Raw genomic sequence first — 18,611 nt, forward strand, 5'->3', positions numbered from 1 at the left:
AATTATTTTTTCATATGGATTCTATTGTAGCTAAGGCAGAGGCTTTTATAACCGATAAATTGGGAAGTGAGATTGATGAAAAATATTTATATCATAATCTCAGACATACGCAGCGGGTGGTTAAAAGCGCCAAGGAACTTATGGAAGGGGAAGAAGTGAATACCAATGATTGGAAGAAGCTAATGGTAGCGGCCTGGTTCCACGATGTGGGCTATCTAAAATCCAATGAGGACCATGAAAGCCATAGTTGTCAAATGGCACGGGATTTCCTAAAATCGGAATCCTGTGATGAAGAATTTATCGACGATGTATGCGGACTTATTTTGGCCACAAAAATGAATTACGAACCTAAGAACCACCTAGAGGAAATAATGAGGGATGCCGACTCATCCCACTTCGCCAAGAAAAGTTTTATTCAAACTTCTGAATTACTTCGTGAGGAACTCAGGAATTTGGGCCTTCGGGATTGTACCACGGAAGATTGGCGTGAGGAGAACATTCATCTCTTAAGGGTAAAACATAAGTTCTATACTGATTTTGCAAAGGAAAATTGGCAAAGTGAAAAGGACAAGAATATTAGGCGCCTTGTAAAGGCAAAGAAAAAAGGCAAAAAACTGATTAAAAAAGAAAAGCTTAAGGCCAAGTATAAGGGTCAAATACCGGATAGGGGAGTACAGACTTTATATAGGGTAACATTAAGAAACCACATAAAACTCAGTGATATAGCAGATACCAAGGCAAATATACTTTTATCCGTTAATGCAATTATCATTTCGCTTTCTTTGGCCAATTTAGTTCCCAAACTGGATAATCCATCGAACGACTACCTCATTTATCCAACTTTTATATTCATTTTGTTTAGTATTGTTTCCATGATTATGTCCATTTTGGCAACCAAGCCAAATGTAACGAGTGGTGAGTTTACAGAGGAGGATGTTAAAACCAAAAAAGTGAATTTGTTGTTTTTTGGGAATTTCCATAAAATGAAATTGGAAAAGTACCAATGGGCTATAAAGGAAGTTATTAAGGATCAGGATTATATTTATTCCTCTTTAACCAAAGACTTGTATTACTTGGGTGTTGTTCTTGAAAGAAAGTATAGGTTGCTGAGATGGACCTATACAGTTTTTATGATTGGTATGATTTTGTCAGTTATTGTTTTTGGAGTTGCTTTGAAATTTTATGGTCCGGAACAGGTAATAGATTTACCTGAAATACCTCAAAAATAAAATTAAAGGCAAAAGTACCAGGTTGCTATAATCGCGGAATCATCATGGCTTTTTATTTTCGATGTTACATCCAACCCATGGTGCATTTCTTATAAAGGTATAGCAACTTTTTACTCTCTGAAATTCAAATTTTGCGGAGATAAACAAGATGTAAAATTTTTAAAAGGAAAGAGCAGTAATCTATTGAAGAGTAGTTTACACTAAAACCCGTTATTTGCCAAAAAAATAATGCAGAAAACAATACCAATAGCAGCGACCACAATGGAAAATTTAATCGTTAGCACCAAAGGAGTGTCAGGTCTTCCCTTAGTGGTGATATCCATTTTTGTTGTTTTTTCTTTCTGCATCGCATACCTGTAATGGTGTAAAAGTATCTTGCCCTTGTTAAAAAAATTAACTCTTTTAAGGATTTTTTTTGTTTTAAAATTTTTAAAGTGCTCCTTAACTGATATTTAGGAAAGTAAAACTATCTGGCCGATATTATTAAAATTTAACTTTTTTGGGCTAATCAGCAGAAAGGATGCCATATAACTTTAAGGGAAAATTTTTTCAATGTTTTCACTTATTTATAAATCCATAGCATGCAAGGACCTTGCACATAATGATATTAAGGATGTGATGCAAAAAGCAAGCTTCTTTAATTCCCAAAATGCTATTACAGGATGTTTGGTCTATCATAACCACATTTTTATACATCTATTGGAGGGTGATGAAAAGCCCGTAAGACGACTATTTGGCAAAATTAGTGGAGATGCAAGACATGAGGATATAGTCCTGTTGAATGTGGAGGAGAATACCTTTTCCCTGTTTTCTGACTTTTCAACGGTTTATAATAATTTTGAGGATGCTCAAGATCAAGTTCGGCATAAAAGAATGCTCTTTCATCAAATTTTTCACGGTGCGGATATTGTGAAGTCTCCAGGCGGTTCAAAACTAACTCTTTGGACCCAGGTGAACAACCTCTTAAAAACAAAAAATAAATTGCATTACGGTTAAACTTTTTTTGGTGAGATTTGAAAAATCATTTATAACTTTCAGAAAGGACAAACCATAGTTTTGCCCTTGACAATTGTTTACTTTTAAAATATGAAAAAACTAATTCAAATTATTGGGGCTTGGTACGGGGCCAGGAAAATTGGTGGTGGAAAATGTGGTTGTGTCGGGACTATTTTCGTTTTCCTGATTCTTTACTGGATTTTTGGCTATGTTCTAAACTACTTCTAAGCGTTTGGACCTTATAATTAAAAAATAAAAAAAGCCGGAAATTGTTCCGGCTTTTCTCTTGTAGTAACAATGGATATTTTCTATTTCCTATCCATCTCATCATATTCGAACTTTTGACCACCAATTGAAAGGTCTGCCATTAAACCTTTTTTGGGCTTGGTAAATACCACAACACCATCTTTGTAATTGGCATTGGCTGCAATACCTTTATCCAAGGCTATGGCCGTAGCATTTGCGGATAGTTCATATTTCCCATCCTTAAAATCGTTCAAAGACTCTTCTGTTTCAAAGAAGATGATTTCAGTAAGTGCCTGTCCTCCTGCTTGAAGTCCGACATCTACCTTTTTTAGACTGGCCATACCTTGTGGCATTCCATTTTCGTAAAGTACGCCATTACCGGATGCACCGCCAACAATCAGTCCTCCTTTTCCAACATTTGGAAAAATGACATATCCAGAAGAATTATTAAAAAATCTATCCATACCATCCATTTCCTTCAGTTCCATTTTTGCCTTTTCGGCGTCGGCCATTACTTCCTTGTCTTTGTCATTTTGAGCAAAAACGTTTGCCGATACTACCAATAATATTGTCGCTAATATTGTTTTCATTTTCATATTATGTGTTTTAAAATTAAACTTAACTTTTAAAGTTAGGGACTGCGTTATCAGTGTCCTTAATTCTAACTTCACCCTAAACTTAAAGCGAATTTACTGATGGTCCTGCCGTTATCACTTGGATTCTTGATGCAATAACTAAACCTCTGGAAAATAGAGTTTTATAGTGTTAAAATAGCTTTAAATATTAGTATTTCCTTAGCTTTTATAACAAAAGGATAGTGGTTGGATTTGGATTTTAAGGGGCATGAGATTGTAAGACTAGAATTATTTTTCAATAAAATTAAAATGATTCAGGGAATGAATCAATAAACAAACCATTTACGGCACAAATACTCTATGGTTTAAGGTAACTTGTAATAGTTAAACATATAAAAATCTAAAGTCATGAATAAAGATCAGTTAGAAGGAAAGTGGAAACAAGTGAAAGGTGAGTTCAAACAAAAATACGGGAACGTCACCGATGATGATACTACATATGCAGAAGGTAAATTTGACGAAATGTTAGGTAGACTTCAGGAAAAAACAGGAAAAAAGAAAGAGGATTTAAAACAAGAAATTGAAACTTGGTAAACCATTTCTTAAAAATAAAAAAGCCCTTGGATTCCAATCCAAGGGCTTTTTTATTTTAGGGTTCCCCTAATGTTTCAGATATATGCCTTACTAGCAATTTTGTCTTAAATTAGGTGATTAAAGTCATGTGTCATTAAGGTTTTCTACTTTATATTTCCAGTTAACAGACCTTAAACTTCAAAACTCAATATGCAATGTGGACATCTATCCTACTCGGTATTTATATATTGATAACGTTGTCCATTGTAATTGCTATCCTATTACATGGTGCCAAACCTTCCAAAAGTCTGGCCTGGTTGTTGGCCATTTTTGCTATTCCAGTAGGTGGGATCATACTATATCTTTTACTGGGGAGAAATAGAAGAAAAAATAAACTGGTTCAGTTAAAAAGGAATTTGTTTAAGAGGCTACCCAATCCGGATTATAATCAGGTGAATGCCTTTGACGGGAAATTCCGAAAATTGATGACCTTATTTTATAATAATTCACACTTCCCACCGGTAGGCAATAATTCCTTACAATTATTAAAGGACGGTAAAACCACTTTTGACGCTATTTTTGGTGCCTTGGAACGTGCCAAAAAGGAGATTCACATACAATATTACATCTTTGAGGATGGAGAATTGGCCAATAAATTACAGGAACTGTTTAAACGGAAATTATCAAAAGGTGTTAAAATAAGAATGATTTATGACGGTATTGGCAGTTTTTCTTTGAGCAGGAATTATTTAAAAGGTTTGGAGAACATGGCTGTTGAGGTATATTCGTTTCTTCCTTTCAAGTTCGGACGGTTTTTCTCTTCCTTGAACTACCGGAATCACAGAAAAATCATTGTGGTAGATGGAAAAATAGCTTTTACCGGCGGTATAAATATTTCCGATAAGTATTTGAAAGGGGATCCAGGATTGGGCAAATGGCATGATATGCACATAAAGATAGATGGGCCGGCGGCCTCTCATTTGAATCAAGTTTTTATGATGGATTGGTATTTGGTTTGCCAAGAGTTATTGCAGCCCCTAGAAAATCCAGTATGTGCAACGCAATTTACATCCGATTCATTGGTTCAAATTGTTTCCGGAGGACCTGATGATGATTTTCCGGCTCTGGAACAAACCTATTTTTCAATTATTAATTCGGCCAAGAAATACGTATATATTACCAATCCTTATATCATTCCAAGTCAAGCTCTAATAAAAGCCTTGCAAACCGCTGCCCTGAGTGGGGTGGACGTGCGTCTTTTGGTTTCGGAAAATGCAGATAATCGCTTGGTAAGTTGGTCCGTGCATTCTTATTTTGAGACTTTTTTAAAGTCGGGGATTAAAATTTATCTTTTTCCCGATGGATTCCTACATAGCAAGATTATTGTAAGTGATGATGCCATTTCTTCCATCGGAACGGCAAATTTGGATGATCGCAGTTTTGAACAAAACTATGAGGTAAACGCTATTATCTACGAAAAAGGATTTGCCCAATTGCTGAAGGAAGATTTTTTAAAGGATAGCACTGCCAGTAAAAGGTTATCCTACGAAGTATATATTCAGCGTCCGTGGATTAGAAAATTAAAAGAAGGTTTCGGTAAAATATTCAGTCCCCTTCTATGAAAATTTTGAGTTTTCACAAACGAGCTTAAAAATCTTCAATAAAAATCAAATCCTGTTCTTCAAGTGCGGTCACCACAAGTTTTACATAGTCCTTTATAGCCTTGTTCACATTGCTAGGGTCCATAATCTCTATGATACCCCGCCAAATCATCGCCCTTTCTTTTCCTTCACAAATGCAGTAAAGCGTGGTCTCCGCAAAGTAAACTTTAAAATTTTCATAGTAGGTACTGTCAAAATAAATGCCTTGATGCTCTAGATAGTCATCATTGAACCTTACTTGGCCATCTTCCCAACGAGACATGGATTTTAAAAAGTTTTCCCTGTTTTCGGATCCTGTGATTTTTGTAAATAAGATGGCATCAAAACCTTTGTCCAGTAGGCTTTGCTCGACCATGTCCAACTCCGCCTCACTTTTTTTTGAATCCGTGAAGGAAAGGTCAAATACGTCAACACTTTTCCAAGCTTCAACATCCCTATTGTCAAACTCTTTTTGAAGTTGCTCCTCAAAGGCACTTCGCGCTTCTTCATTCTGGGTCATTCCAACCAACAGAACTTTATTGGCATTAAATAATACCGTATCAGGGTCCTTCCAGTTTTCGATTAAACTGGTAGAAGAACATCCCATGAGTAGAATGGTAATTAGAAATAGAACTTTTTTCATCACTCGTCCGCTTAAGATTAATTCAAAAATATAGGTTGAACCCTGCACTAAATATGACATAAATCATAAAGATAACCCCTTCGATTTTAAACTAGGGAGGTATTCAGGTCACCACACGATTTCTATAGCCTCATATTGCTTGGGAATATGGCAGTTCCAGCCTTTTGCATCCTTAAGTTTTACTCTTAAGGCATCCAATGCGGATGGTTCTCCATGAACTAGAAATACTTTTTCGGGAATGTTCTCTATAGAACTCAACCAATAGAGAAGCTCATTTTGATCTGCATGGGCCGATAGACTTTCCAAAAGACGGACCTTGGCCATTACCGGATAATATTTTCCAAATAGTTTCAATTCATGCGCTCCATCCAAAAGTTGCCTACCGCGGGTGCCTTCTGCCTGGAAGCCCACCAACAAAATTTGGGTGTTCGGTTTTTTGAGCATTTGCTGTAAATAGGTCAATACCCTGCCTCCGGTAACCATTCCACTACCTGCGATTATAATTTTGGGTCTTGGGTCGTCAATGGTTTTCCAAGTGTCCGCATAGGAAGTGATTAGTTCAAAATGGTTTACCATAGCCCTATATTCGGATATGGATAAATTATGCCAAGCGGGAAACCTTTCAAAAACGGAAAGAACGTTATTGCCCATGGGACTATCCACAAAAATGGGAATATTGGGTATTTTGTTTTTCTTAAAAAGTAACCATAAGGTATACATGAGCGTCTGTAGACGTTCTACAGCAAAGGAGGGAATGATCAGGTTCCCTCTTTCCTGTATCGTTTGCTTTATCAGTCCGCTTAAAATCTCTGAAACATCTTCTACAGGATGTAGTTTATTTCCATATGTGCTTTCCAGAAATAAGTAATCTGCCCATTTAGGCCGTTCGGGAGGGGACAAAAGTAAATCGGTCTTTCTTCCTATATCCCCGGAAAAAACAAATAATTTCCCATAGATTTCCAATTCTATAAACGTTGCCCCAATGATATGGCCATTATATCTAAATCTAAAACGAACGTTTTCTGATAAAGAATTCCATTCATCCTTTTCACAAGGGTTGAATAGCGCGACCGTTCTTTCTGCTTCCTGTACCATATAGAAAGGTACTGCCGGATGATGTTTAGTGTATCCTTCCTGGTTGGCGGATTTGGCTTGTTCTTCTTGTATTTTCCCGCTATCCAAGAGAATTATTTCAGTAATTGCCAAGGTTGGGGCAGTAGCCATAATTTCACCCTTAAACCCTTCTTTGAGCAACCTAGGTAAATATCCTGTATGGTCCAGATGTCCATGGGTCAATAATACGAAATCGATTTTTGATGCATCGATGGGCAAAGGTTGCCAATTGATTTCCCTGAGTTCCTTTAGTCCTTGGAACATGCCGCAATCTACCATTATATTTATCTCTGGTGTTTCTAGGTAGAATTTTGAGCCTGTAACCGTACCACTTGCGCCTAAAAATTGAATTTTAATCTTCTTCATGGGTTATAGATTACAGAGTTGACCTACTTCATCCAATATTTTAATTTTTCTGTTTTGAGAGATACCTAAGTGGTCCAGAAAAAATTTATCATGGAGAAGTTGTCTGCATAGGACAACATCCCTGCTTAGCAGGAATTGTTTCTCCCTATTGCTCAAGAGTGAGGATACGGTTATGGGATATAGTCCCAAACGGTCTATGCGGTCCTTTAGTCCTTCGTTCTTTGGATAATCCCAACTCAGGAGGTATAGATTTGCGCATATTCCATATTTAAGGGCGTCTTCAGTAAAGCGGGTATTCGTAACGACCCAACCTATTTCCAATTTTTTATTTTCTTTCTTGGTACCTTCCCAGTGCTCCTTTACATCATTGTACCTAGAATGTATGTAAAGTGGGACTTTTACATTGCATTTGAGACCTTTATCACTGTGGAACTTACATTCAATTATGGTTGTACTATCATTTTTTTCAGCAAGTACGTCGATTTCATGGGTCACACAGAGACCATTCAGGATTACCCCTACCTTAACCTGATAGCCCGAGTATTTGAGAATGGCAGCTACAAATCGCTCAAATGGAAATCCCGTTGGTCCCAACTCATAAATTGCTTTTTTGAGTTTGTACTTAGATGCAAAAACCGATTTTTTTCCTTTTAATAGGGCATAGGCCCGATTATAAATTTCATTGGTGGTGATTCCTGGATAGATTTCGTTCTTGACCTTCGACACAATATTTTCCACTAAGTCATGATCCGCCCCACTACGTTTTAAGGAGTTTCTTAATTTATCCATAGAGAATTGTACTTTTTCTCCGGAGGATTTCAATACCTCTATGGTAGTTTCGCTCATATTCCTTTCTTTAGTTGGACTTCAAGTTCAGGTATTTTTAGTAGTTGCAGGGTTGTGGAGGCCAAAGTCACCTTTCCTTTGGAGGCTTTAATGGTCTTTTCAATATTTGAAAATAACTGGTTTTTGGTATTTCTTCTCAGTTTATAATCTGTTATGTACCTCAGGTTTAGCGAAATCCAATTATCGGTAAGGTTCACGGCAATGGTGGGTTCAATAGTTGCATTCTCTATATAATAGCGCTCTACCATTTCCTGCCATTTGGTTTTGGATTTCTGGAAATAATCGGAAAGTAATTCATTGGCTTCCTTTAAAATTAAATCTCTTGCAAGACTAACATCCGAATCATAAGTAATTAGTATATTCAATTCGTCCCATACAAAAGGAAAATCCATTGAATAATTTTTAATGGGGCCTTTAAAAACAAAAGCGTTACTAATTTTGACTATTCTTCCCGAATAGTTGTCACTGCTAACCCATTCGCCCATTTCCATAAGCGTTGTATAGATGCTGTCAATATCAATGACATCGCCTTTAATATTGTTGATTTCTATCCGATCACCAGGCTTGTAAACCCGTACGAAAAAAATATAAAAGGAGCCTGCAATGCTCAAAATCAACTCCTGCAACGTAAAGGTTATACCAGCGGTAAACAGACCAAGAATAATGGTGTAATCCTTAATGTCATCTAGGGTAATGGCCATAAATATCATTAAAATAATCAGGAAATAGCCAATTATTTCTATCCCTTTCTGGGCCTTGTATCTAATGGAAGTATCTTCGATTCGTTTTTTTAGCAATTTGCGTAGAAACCCTATGATTATTGCAATCAATAAAATCCATAAACCCAATTTCGTGAATTTAAGAACAGCAGGATTTTCAAAAAACTTGAAGAATGATTCCATGTAATTCACCTTATCTATTGTTAAAGAAATCCCGTATTAGTGCCCTTGTTTGATTATCGGTCATGCTATCTGCTTTTTCAACTGCAACTATTTTTCTACCAATCGCTGGATAATTGTTCTCCAATTCCTTTTTTAGTTTTTCATTGATATCAGCAGGTCCAAAAATTGCCAGTGCATCACAGTCAGATATAGCATTTGCCACCTCTTTGAAGTATTTTTTAAATTGTTGTTTTTCCTTTTCCAAATAATTCTGCTCATCGGTTATATCTTGGGTTCCTCCCCATTTAACCCTGGAACCACCTGTGCTGGTTCTATTATAAAAATCAATTTGGGAATCTATTTTGTTCAAAGAGTCTCCGTTTTCATTTATAGTAACTATCAATGCCTTTTTACTGTCTAGCCAGATGCCTATATTTTTCATGTCAAATACATTATAAGTGCTTTTACTTCAATCGAGATAGAAGTGTAGAGCAAGGTTTATGGTTTCCTTTAAGTTAGTCTTAAATATGATTTTTGTCAATCCCTGTTGGGTAGTACAAGAAATGGAATACTAGTGTACATACTTAAATCCTTTATTACCGGTTCGTGCAACATGCGTTCTAAAAAACCTTTTTTAGTATAAACCGTTGAAAAGAGGTGAATTCCCCTGTTTTTTATAAAACTGTCTATTACCTTGGCTTTTGAGCTAAATTCATGAATGGGTTCAAAGTCATGTTCAACTCCTTTTAAAGACATCTCCAATAACTTTCTGTTGGATTCCTGCACGGTATTCAAAAATTCTTCTTCCTTTAAGTGAAAGACCTTCAAATAAGCATTTAATAGCTTTGTTATCGATAACAATGGAGCCAGTGTTTTAAGATTACATCCTTTTTTAAAATCCGTGATAAATGCGATTTCTTTTATTGGTATATATGCTACTTCTTTTGGAATTGCCAAAAGAGGACAATGTCCTAAGGTACTTGCAACTTTAAGGGTATTACTTCCCATAAAGATTTCTTTGGCTCCCGTTTTTCCTTTGTTTCCCATAATAACTAAGCCAATGTCCAGTAAGTCGATTGTTCGTCTAACGACTTGACTTAATTTGCCACGTTTAGACAGTGTTTTAAATTTATGGGGGACGTTTGAAACATCTAAGTTTATCTTATGGTACGTTTTTGTCAGTCCTTCAACAGACTCCTCCTTCAACTTTTCAATTTTTGCCATGTGCTCCATTTCGTACTCCGCTTTATTTTGAATAGGAGTATACCTGTCATAGACATTCAGTATGTAAAATTCACATTCTTGTTTGGCGAATAGTTGGGTAGCATAAAAAAGTGCATTGTAGGCCTCATTGGAAAAATCTGTCGTCACTAAAATTTTATTGATTTGCATAAATCATTTTTCAGGAATTACCAAGAAAGGAACATTGACATGAAAACCTATTTTTTTAATGGTAGGTTCAATGAATAACCGTTCAAAAAACGTATGTTTATTTTGTATCATGGCCAGAAAATTAATTTTTGCCTTCACCTGAAATTTGTTAATTGCAGTTATTATTTCATCACTCTCCACATCATGGAACAATCCATTATTTCCCAGCAGTGTTTCTAAGGATTTTCGATTTTTGGTCTGGGTGGGATTAAGCTTTAACTGAGTGAAAACATGCATCACATTGATTTCGGACCGATGTTCCTTTACTATTTGCAATAAAGTTGCCAGTTTGTCCTTTGTAAAGGATACTTGGTAATCCGTTGGAAACAAAATTACATTCGGTTCCTCATACTCAAAGTCCTGCGGTATTGCCAGAACAGGGACTTTACTATTTTTAAGAACATGCACTGTATTGGTTCCAAATAATATTTCTTGCGCTCCGGTAGCGCCTTTGGTTCCCATAATGACCAAATCTATATTTTCCGCTTCGGTAATTTGACCTACCTCACTGGTAAGCATGTTGAATGCCGAATGTGTAACGAAGGTGTGCAAAGGATTTTTGAATTCATTCTCTAGCTTTGTCTTAAGTTCATTTAGGTTTTTTTTGGATTCTTCTTGTATAATATCCCCCAAACCAATTTGCCCCGGACTTCCTAAAATATATTCCGTATGATACACCGGTGGCATATAGGTGTTTAAAAGATAGAACGTACATTCTACATTTTTATAGAGCGATAATCCATAAGCGATTGCCTTAAATGAGTTATCCGAAAAATCCGTGGGTAAAAGAATACGTGTCATGGCATTTGAATTTAAGTCTTTAAGTTACATTTTCTTTTTCCCAAAAACCATGATATTGATCAGTAAATTGTCGTTTGAAATTTAGTAACTTGTATATTAAAAACGTGAATGAATGAAAAGCTCGTTTAAAAATATAATAGATTCTGAAGTTCCTGTTTTGGTGGATTTTTATGCGGACTGGTGTGGTCCCTGTAAGATGTTGGCCCCAATTCTTAAACAAGTAAAGGAAGATATGGGGGATGGATTGAAAATCGTTAAGATCGATGTGGACAAGAATCAGAGATTAGCCTCAAAATATAATGTTAGGGGTGTACCTACCATGATGTTGTTCAAGGATGGCAAGCAGCTATGGCGACAATCTGGCGTACTGCAGAAGAACGATATTATTGCTGTAGTCAAGCAACATTCCTAAAATCTATTTTGAGAATACTGGTTACTTTTCCGGAAGGAATAGAACAGGAATGGTGGAGTGAAAGGCTATTTTCTTTACTACCGGTTCACCAATGACCTTTTCCCAAAATGTGTGCTGATGCCTTATGATTCCAAGAATATCCGACTTTCTATTGGAAACGTGTTGACCAATAGTGTTGGCCGTACTCGATTTAAAAGGAAGGTCTTGGAAGCTATAATCGAATTCAGAAAATCTATGTTCTAAAATATCCTTTTGGGCTTGCTGCTTTTCATTAAGTTTAAACTCTTCCGACACATGGACAATTTCTATTTTAGAATTCCATAAACGGGCCAGTTCCAACAGAGGCTCAAACTCATATTTATCATAGTTTCTCATAAAATCAGTCGAGAAAATTATGTTCTTCAATTCTTGAAAATTAAAGGAATCCGGCACGGCTAGAATGGGAATGTTTTTTATGCTATTTAATACTTTTACGGTATTACTGCCAAGAAAAACTTGCTTTGCGCCTGTAGCTCCTTGGGTTCCGATGACAATCAAATCTATATCTTCTTCAGTTGATACTTTTTTAATGGCCTCCTCCAATGTGTTTTCCTTGGCAACGGTCTCAAAACTGTGCTTGGGGTTTTTATGGTTTATTTCCAGATATTTTAGAATTTCGGAAAGCTCCTTCTCGGAGTTTTTTGAAAGTGAATCATAAATAACGTCCAACCTTTGATGCCCCTTTGTTCCCAGTGGTTTTAAAACACCAGGTTCATAGGCATTCAAAATATAAAAATGACATGTAGTATTGGCATAAAGCTTTAAAGCCGTAAAGATGGCGTTCCATGCATTTTCTGAAAAATCAGAAGGTAAAATTATTTTTTTCATGGCTCAAATATTAAGGTTAACGAGGTAAGTTCTGTAAAACAAGAAATGGAATCACTGGGTTTAGCGCTATTTGGTCAACAGTAGAACGGTAGAGCAAATCCTCTAAAAAGGAGTGCCGTGAGTTTACCATTACCAACAAATCCATATTATTTTCATTGGCATACTCCATAATGGCAACACCTTTGTTTTTAACTTCCGTTCTATTAAAACTGAGTCTGGCATTTGGCAACGAACCTTTAAGGAATAATTGATTGTCTGTTTGTCTATGGCTTAAATCTTCAAAATCGGAAATATACAGGGAATGAACTTCCGATTTAAACCTATAAGCAATGGTATCCAAAAGTTTTAATTCTCTACGCTTGTAGGGAATCATATAATCAGAAGGGAATAGAATCTTTTTGGGTTGCACAAATTCGTAGTTATTAGGTATGGCCATTACAGGGCATTTTACATATTTAAAAACCTGAACGGTATGACTGCCAAAAGTGATTTTTTTATCGGCTGTCTGTCCTTTAGTTCCCATGATTACCAGATCAATGTCTTTTTTGTTGACAAAATCGTTGACCCCGTCCACCAATGATTCAAAAACCGAGATTTTTTCAAATTGATGTTTAGGATTATGCTTTTCCCGTTGTATCCTAGAAATAAGTTCTGAAAGTTTCTTATTGGACACCTGAATTATTTTTTTCTTTTGTTGTTTAAAATAGTCATCCTCCTTATCGTGGCTTATTTCATAAAGTTCATCGGCATACGCATACATAAAATAAAAGTGGACACGTTCACATTTAAAAAGTTCCAGTGCAAATTCAATCGCATTGACCGCATTGGTGGAGAAATCCGTAGGAATTAGAATATTTTTCATTGCTCTTAGTTTATCTCATCTATCATTAAAGTCTAAATATTCAAAACTATACGGCATATAGTATGGTCCTGAATTCTCTACAAGCTAAGTCATAACTAGTTAAAATTTGATGACATAAGTCATATTTTTTTCTTTAGGTTGAAAGTAAGTTTAGAATAAAGTATTCAATAAAAAACTTAAAACGATGGAAAAAGAAATAAACAAGCAAACCAATCAAGGTACTATTCAATGGGAGGTTAAGGAGACCTATAGCAAATTGGTTGATTTTAGGAAAAAGGATAATAGGCAGTCATTTAACAATGAGTTGTTGCGGTTGATGCCACAAGTAAAAAACTATGTGGCAAAAAGGTTGAGGACGGCAATACTTTCGGGCAAATTAAATAAAGGCATGTTTAGCCCCAATGATTTTACGGATCAATTGTTTATTGAGGTTTATGATAATTGGGATAGTATAAGGAATGAGAGCTACCTTCGCCCATATCTATTCAAAAAGGTAGACGAATTGTTGGATGATAGTCTTACCGAAGAGGAATTTGATCATGTTTTTTTCGAGAATATCGATACCTTTTCCCAACCAGAGTGGGATACTATGGAAGAGGATTTTAGTACAGATGGTGATGGCGATTTGGTCATGTTGGAAGAGCTGGACGATAAATCCCTAATTAAGGATAATTACACTTTAAACCATGTCTTTGTGTCGGATGATGAAAAGGAACTTGCTGAAAAATTGGATAGAAGCCTGGACAAAGAAAGGGTGGAAAGGCATATTCAAATGGTATTGGGCAAAATGTCCTTACCCATGCGTTCTGTATTTCAATTAGCTACGGATCAAGGTTTTACGCTTAATGAAATAGCCAGTATTAAAGATGCTACATTGGATGAGGTTGATGACCTTTTGACCAAGGCCAGAAGGTTATTAAAGGATAGTTTTGTAAAACGGTTTTTAGTAGATAGTAATTAAAATTATCATTTTACCGAAATGGCAAGCCTTTAGGCTACGTTTACCCCAAAAAAGTGTCCTACCAATGCGGTAAGCCCCATGGCTACGGTACCCCAAAAGGTGATACGGGCCACAGCTTTGAAAATACTGGAACCTCCTGTTTTAGCAGCCAGCGCACCTAGTAAGGCTAGGAATAATATGGAGAAGGCATATAAATAATACTCCATTCCTTTCAAGGGTAAAAAGAGTGTAACCAAGAAGGGTAAAACTCCGCCCACGGTGAACGAGGCCCCAGACGCAAAGGCGGCCTGAAGGGGTTTTGCGGCACTAACTTCATTGATGCCCAGTTCATCCCTAACATGAGCTCCCAAAGCATCGTGTTCCGTGAGTTCCTTGGCAACGATGTGTGCCGTCTCTTTTTTTAATCCGCGACTTTCATAGATTTGGGCCAAGCGTTTCAATTCCAATTCCGGCATCTCTGCCAATTCTTCTTTTTCCCTTTCGATATCCGCTTTTTCCACGTCGGTCTGGGAACTTACGGAAACATATTCCCCCGCTGCCATGGATAGGGCCCCTGCAACCAAACCGGCCAGGGCCGCCAATATTATGGGTTCCCTGATTTCGCTGGCGGCGGCAACGCCTATGGCAATACTCCCTGTTGAAAGTATACCATCATTGGCTCCCAAGACTGCGGCTCTTAACCAGTTACTACGGTGTATATAGTGGTTGTCCAGATAGTCGTCTAGTTCGTCGTTCTCGGGCATATATTAGTTTTTTGGAAAATAGGCTTTTTTAATTACCTATTTCTTTTCTAAAAGTATAAAAATTATCGGGTTCTATGGGCAGGACAGCAAAGAGCTATATGTTTTTTCTTCGATTGCTTATACTATATGAAGCATCGGTTATTTTTTTAATCTATATTTTTCCATTCCATCCCCAAGTTTTTAATCGAAAGAGCAATTTCTTGTCGGTTCAACCTTTAATACTTCAATAAATTGGTTAAAAAATAATATCGATACAAAGATGGAATTACACCATTAATAATTTCGGTTAAAGCATTATTTTTCAAATAGTTATATCAAGATTATAATACCTGTGTTAATACTTAAAAAATTGTTAATCATAACTTTTGGTCATCTGTCGATACTTTTTTGGGCGTATATATTGAAAGTAATAGCCTTTTCATGAACTAATATTTCTAGGGCCAAATAACGTTAAAGAAAAATTGTATTTCGTTATTTAGGTTGAGTGAAAGTAAATATTTTAGAGGTTTATCAAATTTGAAGTTGAAAAGTGAAGTTGGAACTAATTTATGATGTTGATAAACTCGTTTTAGAGGTGGTGAAAAGGACCGTTGGTTCATTGGGTTTGGAAGTGGAAAGTATTCAAGAGAATTCAGTTAAACTATCCGATGATACTGAGGATAAAGAGTTACGGGAACTTGCCATGGCTTTGGAACCTTACGGCATTATCATTGAACAAGGAGACGAAACAGATTTATTAGTGCAGATAAAAATCTTGATTAAAAAGTATGTTAGGGGTGAGTACGACAGAAATGTTTCCATATCAAAAATGCTATCGGAGACCTTGGGATATAGTTATTCCTATTTGTCCAACCACTTTACATCCAGAACGTTTATGACCATTGAGAACTTTTATGTGCTGATTCGAATAGAAAAAGTAAAGGAGCTGTTGAATGATGGACAAAATACATTGTCCGATATAGCTTATACCTTAAACTTTAGTAGTGTTCCACACTTGTCCGGTCAGTTCAAAAAAGTAACAGGGTTAACCATTACCCAATATTTGAAAATTAGAAATAACACAATAGACACCGTTAATTAAAGAATATCATATGACTAAAATGAAAATTTTATTGGTTGATGACGATGAGGATGATAGAGAGTTTTTTGCTGATGCTTTAACAGGGGTTAACTTGAACACACAGTTACAGAAATTGGATAATGGTAGGAGCTGCCTTGAATATTTGATGGAACAAATAGAGAATTTGCCCAACCTTATTTTCTTGGATTTAAATATGCCTATTATGAACGGTTTTGAGTGTTTGACGGAAATACGAAAAAACCCGTTATTAAAGGAATTGCCCATAGCGATTTACTCTACCTCTTCCTCTGATAAGGATATAGAACAGACTTTTTTAAAAGGAGCTAATATTTATATCAAGAAACCTTCCAGTTTTGAAGACCTTAAAAAATCCTTGACCCAAGTAATTAAAATGAATTGGGCTTATCATATGGACGATTTTAAAAAAGAGAACTTTTTGTTAAGAATTTGATTTTGGAACAAATTGTAGTATGAATTGACTTGTAGGTCTTGAATAATCTCTTTTAGAACAATTTAAACAGTTTTTGCAGACATATGTATTGCAAAAACTGTTTATTCTTGTAGACAATTTTATAAATAATTCCGTTTCCCCATCTTCCTACTTTTTTGACGGAAGGGAAATAATTATTTTGGGATTCATAAAACCATTGTTCTATGCCGGATAGAATCGCACTTCGTAACAGGATTTCTGAACTGGAAATATCTAAAATGTTCAAGGAACGTCTGTTGGACAGCAGTAACAATGTTATTGCATATTTGGAGCCTTTATTCAACAAGGAAGGTCAAATAGAAGATTTTGTAATAAAGTATGTAAACAATCGGATAGAGGAGATTACGTCATTGAAAACCAAGGACATGATTGGGGTGCGATGGTTGGAATACGATCCTCAGAATCTGGAAAACGGGGTTTTTGATTATGCCAAAAATTGTTTTACTACGGGTGAAACATTCGATTATACCTCTAAATATCTGTTTGGAGATCAAGTTGTTTGGTTTAGTGCTAGGTTAGTAAAGCTGGAAGCCGGAGTAGTAAACTTTTTAAAGGATATCAGTAAGGAGAAGCAATATGAACGGCAGCTGGAAATACAGAATAAATTGCTTCTGGAGGCCGAACATATTGCGAGTACGGGAAGTTTTAGATGGGACTTGAAAAATGGCACCTTAAGCCTTTCCGAGAATGTGTATAGGTTATTGGGCTTTGATCGACCATTTGAAATGGAACCAAGTATTGAAAGGATATTAAAATTTGTTCATAAAAGCGATATTGATTGGGTAAAGGGCGTGATTGAACAAAGCAGAAACACCAAGGAGAGAATAGATATTACATTTAAAATCATAACGAAAGAGCAAGAAATAAAATATATAAATACCGTAGGGGAGTATTATCCTTCGGATAATAACTGGTACGTTGTTGGAGTTTTTAAGGATGTCACTAAACAGATAGAGCATGCATCCATACTGCAGGCCAAAAACGCCCAACTGAAGAAAAGTAATGCAGACTTGGAGGCCTTTAATCGAATAGCGAGTCATGATTTACAGGAGCCTTTAAGAAAAATACAAATGTTCATAAGCAGATTGTACGGAGAGGAAAAAGAAAGGCTAGGACCCAGGTCTAAAAACTATCTGGAAAAGGTAATTTCATCTTCGGAGAGAATGCGAAATCTCATTTCCAATTTATTGTCGTACTCCAGAATTGAGGAAATTGAGGATACACCAACAAAAATTGACCTCAATCTGGTACTATCAGATGTTTTGGAAGATTTGGGCGAAAGAATAAGTGAGACTCAAGCGTCCATTAAGGCGGATAAACTACCGGAAATAAATGGCGTACAATTTCAGATGGAACAATTATTTTCCAATCTCTTGGGCAATTCCTTAAAATATATTAAGGATAATACTGTGCCCGTGGTTCAGATTATACATAGCAAAACCAGCGTTGACGCTATCAATCGCATATCTAACCTGCCGGATGGTCAATATCATAAATTGGAATTTATAGACAACGGAATCGGTTTTGACGACCAGTACGGAGAAAGGATTTTTGAGATTTTTCAAAGGCTTCATGGTAAAAACGAGTATTCTGGAACGGGTCTTGGATTGGCCATTTGTAAAAAAATAGTGGAGGCACATAATGGAGCCATTCTGGGAACCAGCAAAAATAACGAAGGAGCGGTTTTCACCGTCTACCTACCCTCTTTATCCAAGTAAATCCGAAGTCCTGAATTTTATGGAAAAAGTGAGATGTTATAACAGGAAGTGAAAATGTTATAACATTCTTGGATGGCTAATCTAGATCTTTGGAAACATAAATCAAGTGTATATCGATACCTTGTTTCAACCATCTA

General features: G+C 36.2%; 22 protein-coding genes. 10 read left to right on the forward strand and 12 right to left on the reverse strand.

Annotation, left to right across the window (positions count from 1 at the left end; all coding sequences use genetic code 11):
• The first annotated feature begins 14 nt into the window (after window positions 1-14).
• A complete protein-coding gene (locus CJ263_RS11465) occupies window positions 15-1,229 on the forward strand; it encodes a Pycsar system effector family protein (protein WP_094997400.1) in 1,215 nt (404 codons plus the stop codon).
• Window positions 1,230-1,429: 200 nt separating this feature from the next.
• Here CJ263_RS11465 and CJ263_RS20950 read toward each other — a convergent pair whose 3' ends face one another.
• The gene (locus CJ263_RS20950) at window positions 1,430-1,576 is read right to left on the reverse strand and encodes a hypothetical protein (protein WP_158657137.1); all 147 of its coding nucleotides are present in this window, start codon (window positions 1,574-1,576) and stop codon (window positions 1,430-1,432) included.
• Between the two features lie 205 nt (window positions 1,577-1,781).
• Between CJ263_RS20950 and CJ263_RS11470 the strand changes: the two genes are divergently transcribed.
• Together CJ263_RS11470 and CJ263_RS21105 are read left to right on the forward strand one after the other, a co-directional pair.
• A complete protein-coding gene (locus CJ263_RS11470; RefSeq protein ID WP_094997401.1) occupies window positions 1,782-2,225 on the forward strand; it encodes a BLUF domain-containing protein in 444 nt (147 codons plus the stop codon).
• A 90-nt stretch (window positions 2,226-2,315) separates the two neighbouring features.
• Window positions 2,316-2,453 carry a hypothetical protein gene (locus tag CJ263_RS21105; RefSeq protein WP_188669450.1) on the forward strand — a complete coding sequence of 46 codons (138 nt, stop codon included), beginning with the start codon at window positions 2,316-2,318 and terminating at the stop codon, window positions 2,451-2,453.
• An 80-nt stretch (window positions 2,454-2,533) separates the two neighbouring features.
• Here CJ263_RS21105 and CJ263_RS11475 read toward each other — a convergent pair whose 3' ends face one another.
• Complete coding sequence (locus tag CJ263_RS11475) at window positions 2,534-3,061, reverse strand: lipid-binding SYLF domain-containing protein (protein WP_308423230.1); 528 nt, start codon at window positions 3,059-3,061, stop codon at window positions 2,534-2,536.
• A 393-nt stretch (window positions 3,062-3,454) separates the two neighbouring features.
• Here CJ263_RS11475 and CJ263_RS11480 point away from each other — a divergent pair, with 393 nt between their 5' ends.
• Both CJ263_RS11480 and cls read left to right on the forward strand, forming a co-directional pair.
• Window positions 3,455-3,640, forward strand: coding sequence for a CsbD family protein (locus tag CJ263_RS11480; protein ID WP_094997403.1), 186 nt, complete (start codon window positions 3,455-3,457; stop codon window positions 3,638-3,640).
• A gap of 194 nt (window positions 3,641-3,834) precedes the next feature.
• Entirely contained in the window at window positions 3,835-5,241 is a 1,407-nt protein-coding gene (gene cls / locus CJ263_RS11485; protein WP_094997404.1) for a cardiolipin synthase, read from the forward strand.
• 25 nt (window positions 5,242-5,266) lie between these two features.
• Here the strand turns inward: cls and CJ263_RS11490 are convergent, their stop codons facing one another.
• The 7 genes from CJ263_RS11490 to CJ263_RS11520 form a co-directional block, all read right to left on the reverse strand.
• A complete protein-coding gene (locus CJ263_RS11490; protein WP_094997405.1) occupies window positions 5,267-5,902 on the reverse strand; it encodes a hypothetical protein in 636 nt (211 codons plus the stop codon).
• A 108-nt stretch (window positions 5,903-6,010) separates the two neighbouring features.
• Window positions 6,011-7,381, reverse strand: a complete 1,371-nt coding sequence (locus tag CJ263_RS11495) for an MBL fold metallo-hydrolase RNA specificity domain-containing protein (protein ID WP_094997406.1) — start codon at window positions 7,379-7,381, stop codon at window positions 6,011-6,013.
• Between the two features lie 3 nt (window positions 7,382-7,384).
• Complete coding sequence (locus CJ263_RS11500) at window positions 7,385-8,227, reverse strand: ATP cone domain-containing protein (protein WP_094997407.1); 843 nt, start codon at window positions 8,225-8,227, stop codon at window positions 7,385-7,387.
• Window positions 8,224-9,129 (reverse strand): mechanosensitive ion channel family protein, encoded by a 906-nt coding sequence (locus CJ263_RS11505; RefSeq protein WP_094997408.1) that lies wholly within the window; start codon window positions 9,127-9,129, stop codon window positions 8,224-8,226. The genes CJ263_RS11500 and CJ263_RS11505 overlap by 4 nt, the downstream gene beginning before the upstream one ends.
• A 10-nt stretch (window positions 9,130-9,139) precedes the next feature.
• Window positions 9,140-9,550 (reverse strand): hypothetical protein, encoded by a 411-nt coding sequence (locus CJ263_RS11510; RefSeq protein ID WP_094997409.1) that lies wholly within the window; start codon window positions 9,548-9,550, stop codon window positions 9,140-9,142.
• Between the two features lie 95 nt (window positions 9,551-9,645).
• Entirely contained in the window at window positions 9,646-10,500 is an 855-nt protein-coding gene (locus CJ263_RS11515; RefSeq protein ID WP_094997410.1) for a universal stress protein, read from the reverse strand.
• Between the two features lie 3 nt (window positions 10,501-10,503).
• Window positions 10,504-11,340 carry a universal stress protein gene (locus tag CJ263_RS11520; RefSeq protein WP_094997411.1) on the reverse strand — a complete coding sequence of 279 codons (837 nt, stop codon included), beginning with the start codon at window positions 11,338-11,340 and terminating at the stop codon, window positions 10,504-10,506.
• A 112-nt stretch (window positions 11,341-11,452) separates the two neighbouring features.
• On the opposite strand from CJ263_RS11520, the gene trxA reads away from it, so the two are divergent.
• Window positions 11,453-11,752 carry a thioredoxin gene (gene trxA / locus CJ263_RS11525; RefSeq protein WP_094997412.1) on the forward strand — a complete coding sequence of 100 codons (300 nt, stop codon included), beginning with the start codon at window positions 11,453-11,455 and terminating at the stop codon, window positions 11,750-11,752.
• Between the two features lie 21 nt (window positions 11,753-11,773).
• Here the strand turns inward: trxA and CJ263_RS11530 are convergent, their stop codons facing one another.
• Window positions 11,774-12,619: a universal stress protein gene (locus CJ263_RS11530; protein WP_094997413.1), complete on the reverse strand. Its 846-nt coding sequence runs from the start codon at window positions 12,617-12,619 to the stop codon at window positions 11,774-11,776.
• 16 nt (window positions 12,620-12,635) lie between these two features.
• Complete coding sequence (locus CJ263_RS11535; RefSeq protein ID WP_094997414.1) at window positions 12,636-13,481, reverse strand: universal stress protein; 846 nt, start codon at window positions 13,479-13,481, stop codon at window positions 12,636-12,638.
• A gap of 184 nt (window positions 13,482-13,665) precedes the next feature.
• Between CJ263_RS11535 and CJ263_RS11540 the strand changes: the two genes are divergently transcribed.
• Window positions 13,666-14,442, forward strand: coding sequence for an RNA polymerase sigma factor (locus CJ263_RS11540; protein WP_094997415.1), 777 nt, complete (start codon window positions 13,666-13,668; stop codon window positions 14,440-14,442).
• A 29-nt stretch (window positions 14,443-14,471) separates the two neighbouring features.
• On the opposite strand, the gene CJ263_RS11545 is transcribed toward CJ263_RS11540, so the two are convergent.
• Window positions 14,472-15,185, reverse strand: a complete 714-nt coding sequence (locus CJ263_RS11545) for a VIT1/CCC1 transporter family protein (protein WP_094997416.1) — start codon at window positions 15,183-15,185, stop codon at window positions 14,472-14,474.
• Between the two features lie 529 nt (window positions 15,186-15,714).
• Between CJ263_RS11545 and CJ263_RS11550 the strand changes: the two genes are divergently transcribed.
• The 3 genes from CJ263_RS11550 (at window position 15,715) to CJ263_RS11560 (ending at window position 18,474) form a co-directional block, all read left to right on the forward strand.
• Window positions 15,715-16,266: a helix-turn-helix domain-containing protein gene (locus tag CJ263_RS11550; protein WP_094997417.1), complete on the forward strand. Its 552-nt coding sequence runs from the start codon at window positions 15,715-15,717 to the stop codon at window positions 16,264-16,266.
• Window positions 16,267-16,276: 10 nt separating this feature from the next.
• The gene (locus CJ263_RS11555) at window positions 16,277-16,717 is read left to right on the forward strand and encodes a response regulator (RefSeq protein WP_094997418.1); all 441 of its coding nucleotides are present in this window, start codon (window positions 16,277-16,279) and stop codon (window positions 16,715-16,717) included.
• 203 nt (window positions 16,718-16,920) lie between these two features.
• Window positions 16,921-18,474, forward strand: coding sequence for a PAS domain-containing sensor histidine kinase (locus tag CJ263_RS11560; protein ID WP_094997419.1), 1,554 nt, complete (start codon window positions 16,921-16,923; stop codon window positions 18,472-18,474).
• Window positions 18,475-18,611 lie beyond the last annotated feature (137 nt).

It is taken from the genome of Maribacter cobaltidurans (assembly GCF_002269385.1).
GTDB classification, from domain to species: domain Bacteria; phylum Bacteroidota; class Bacteroidia; order Flavobacteriales; family Flavobacteriaceae; genus Maribacter; species Maribacter cobaltidurans.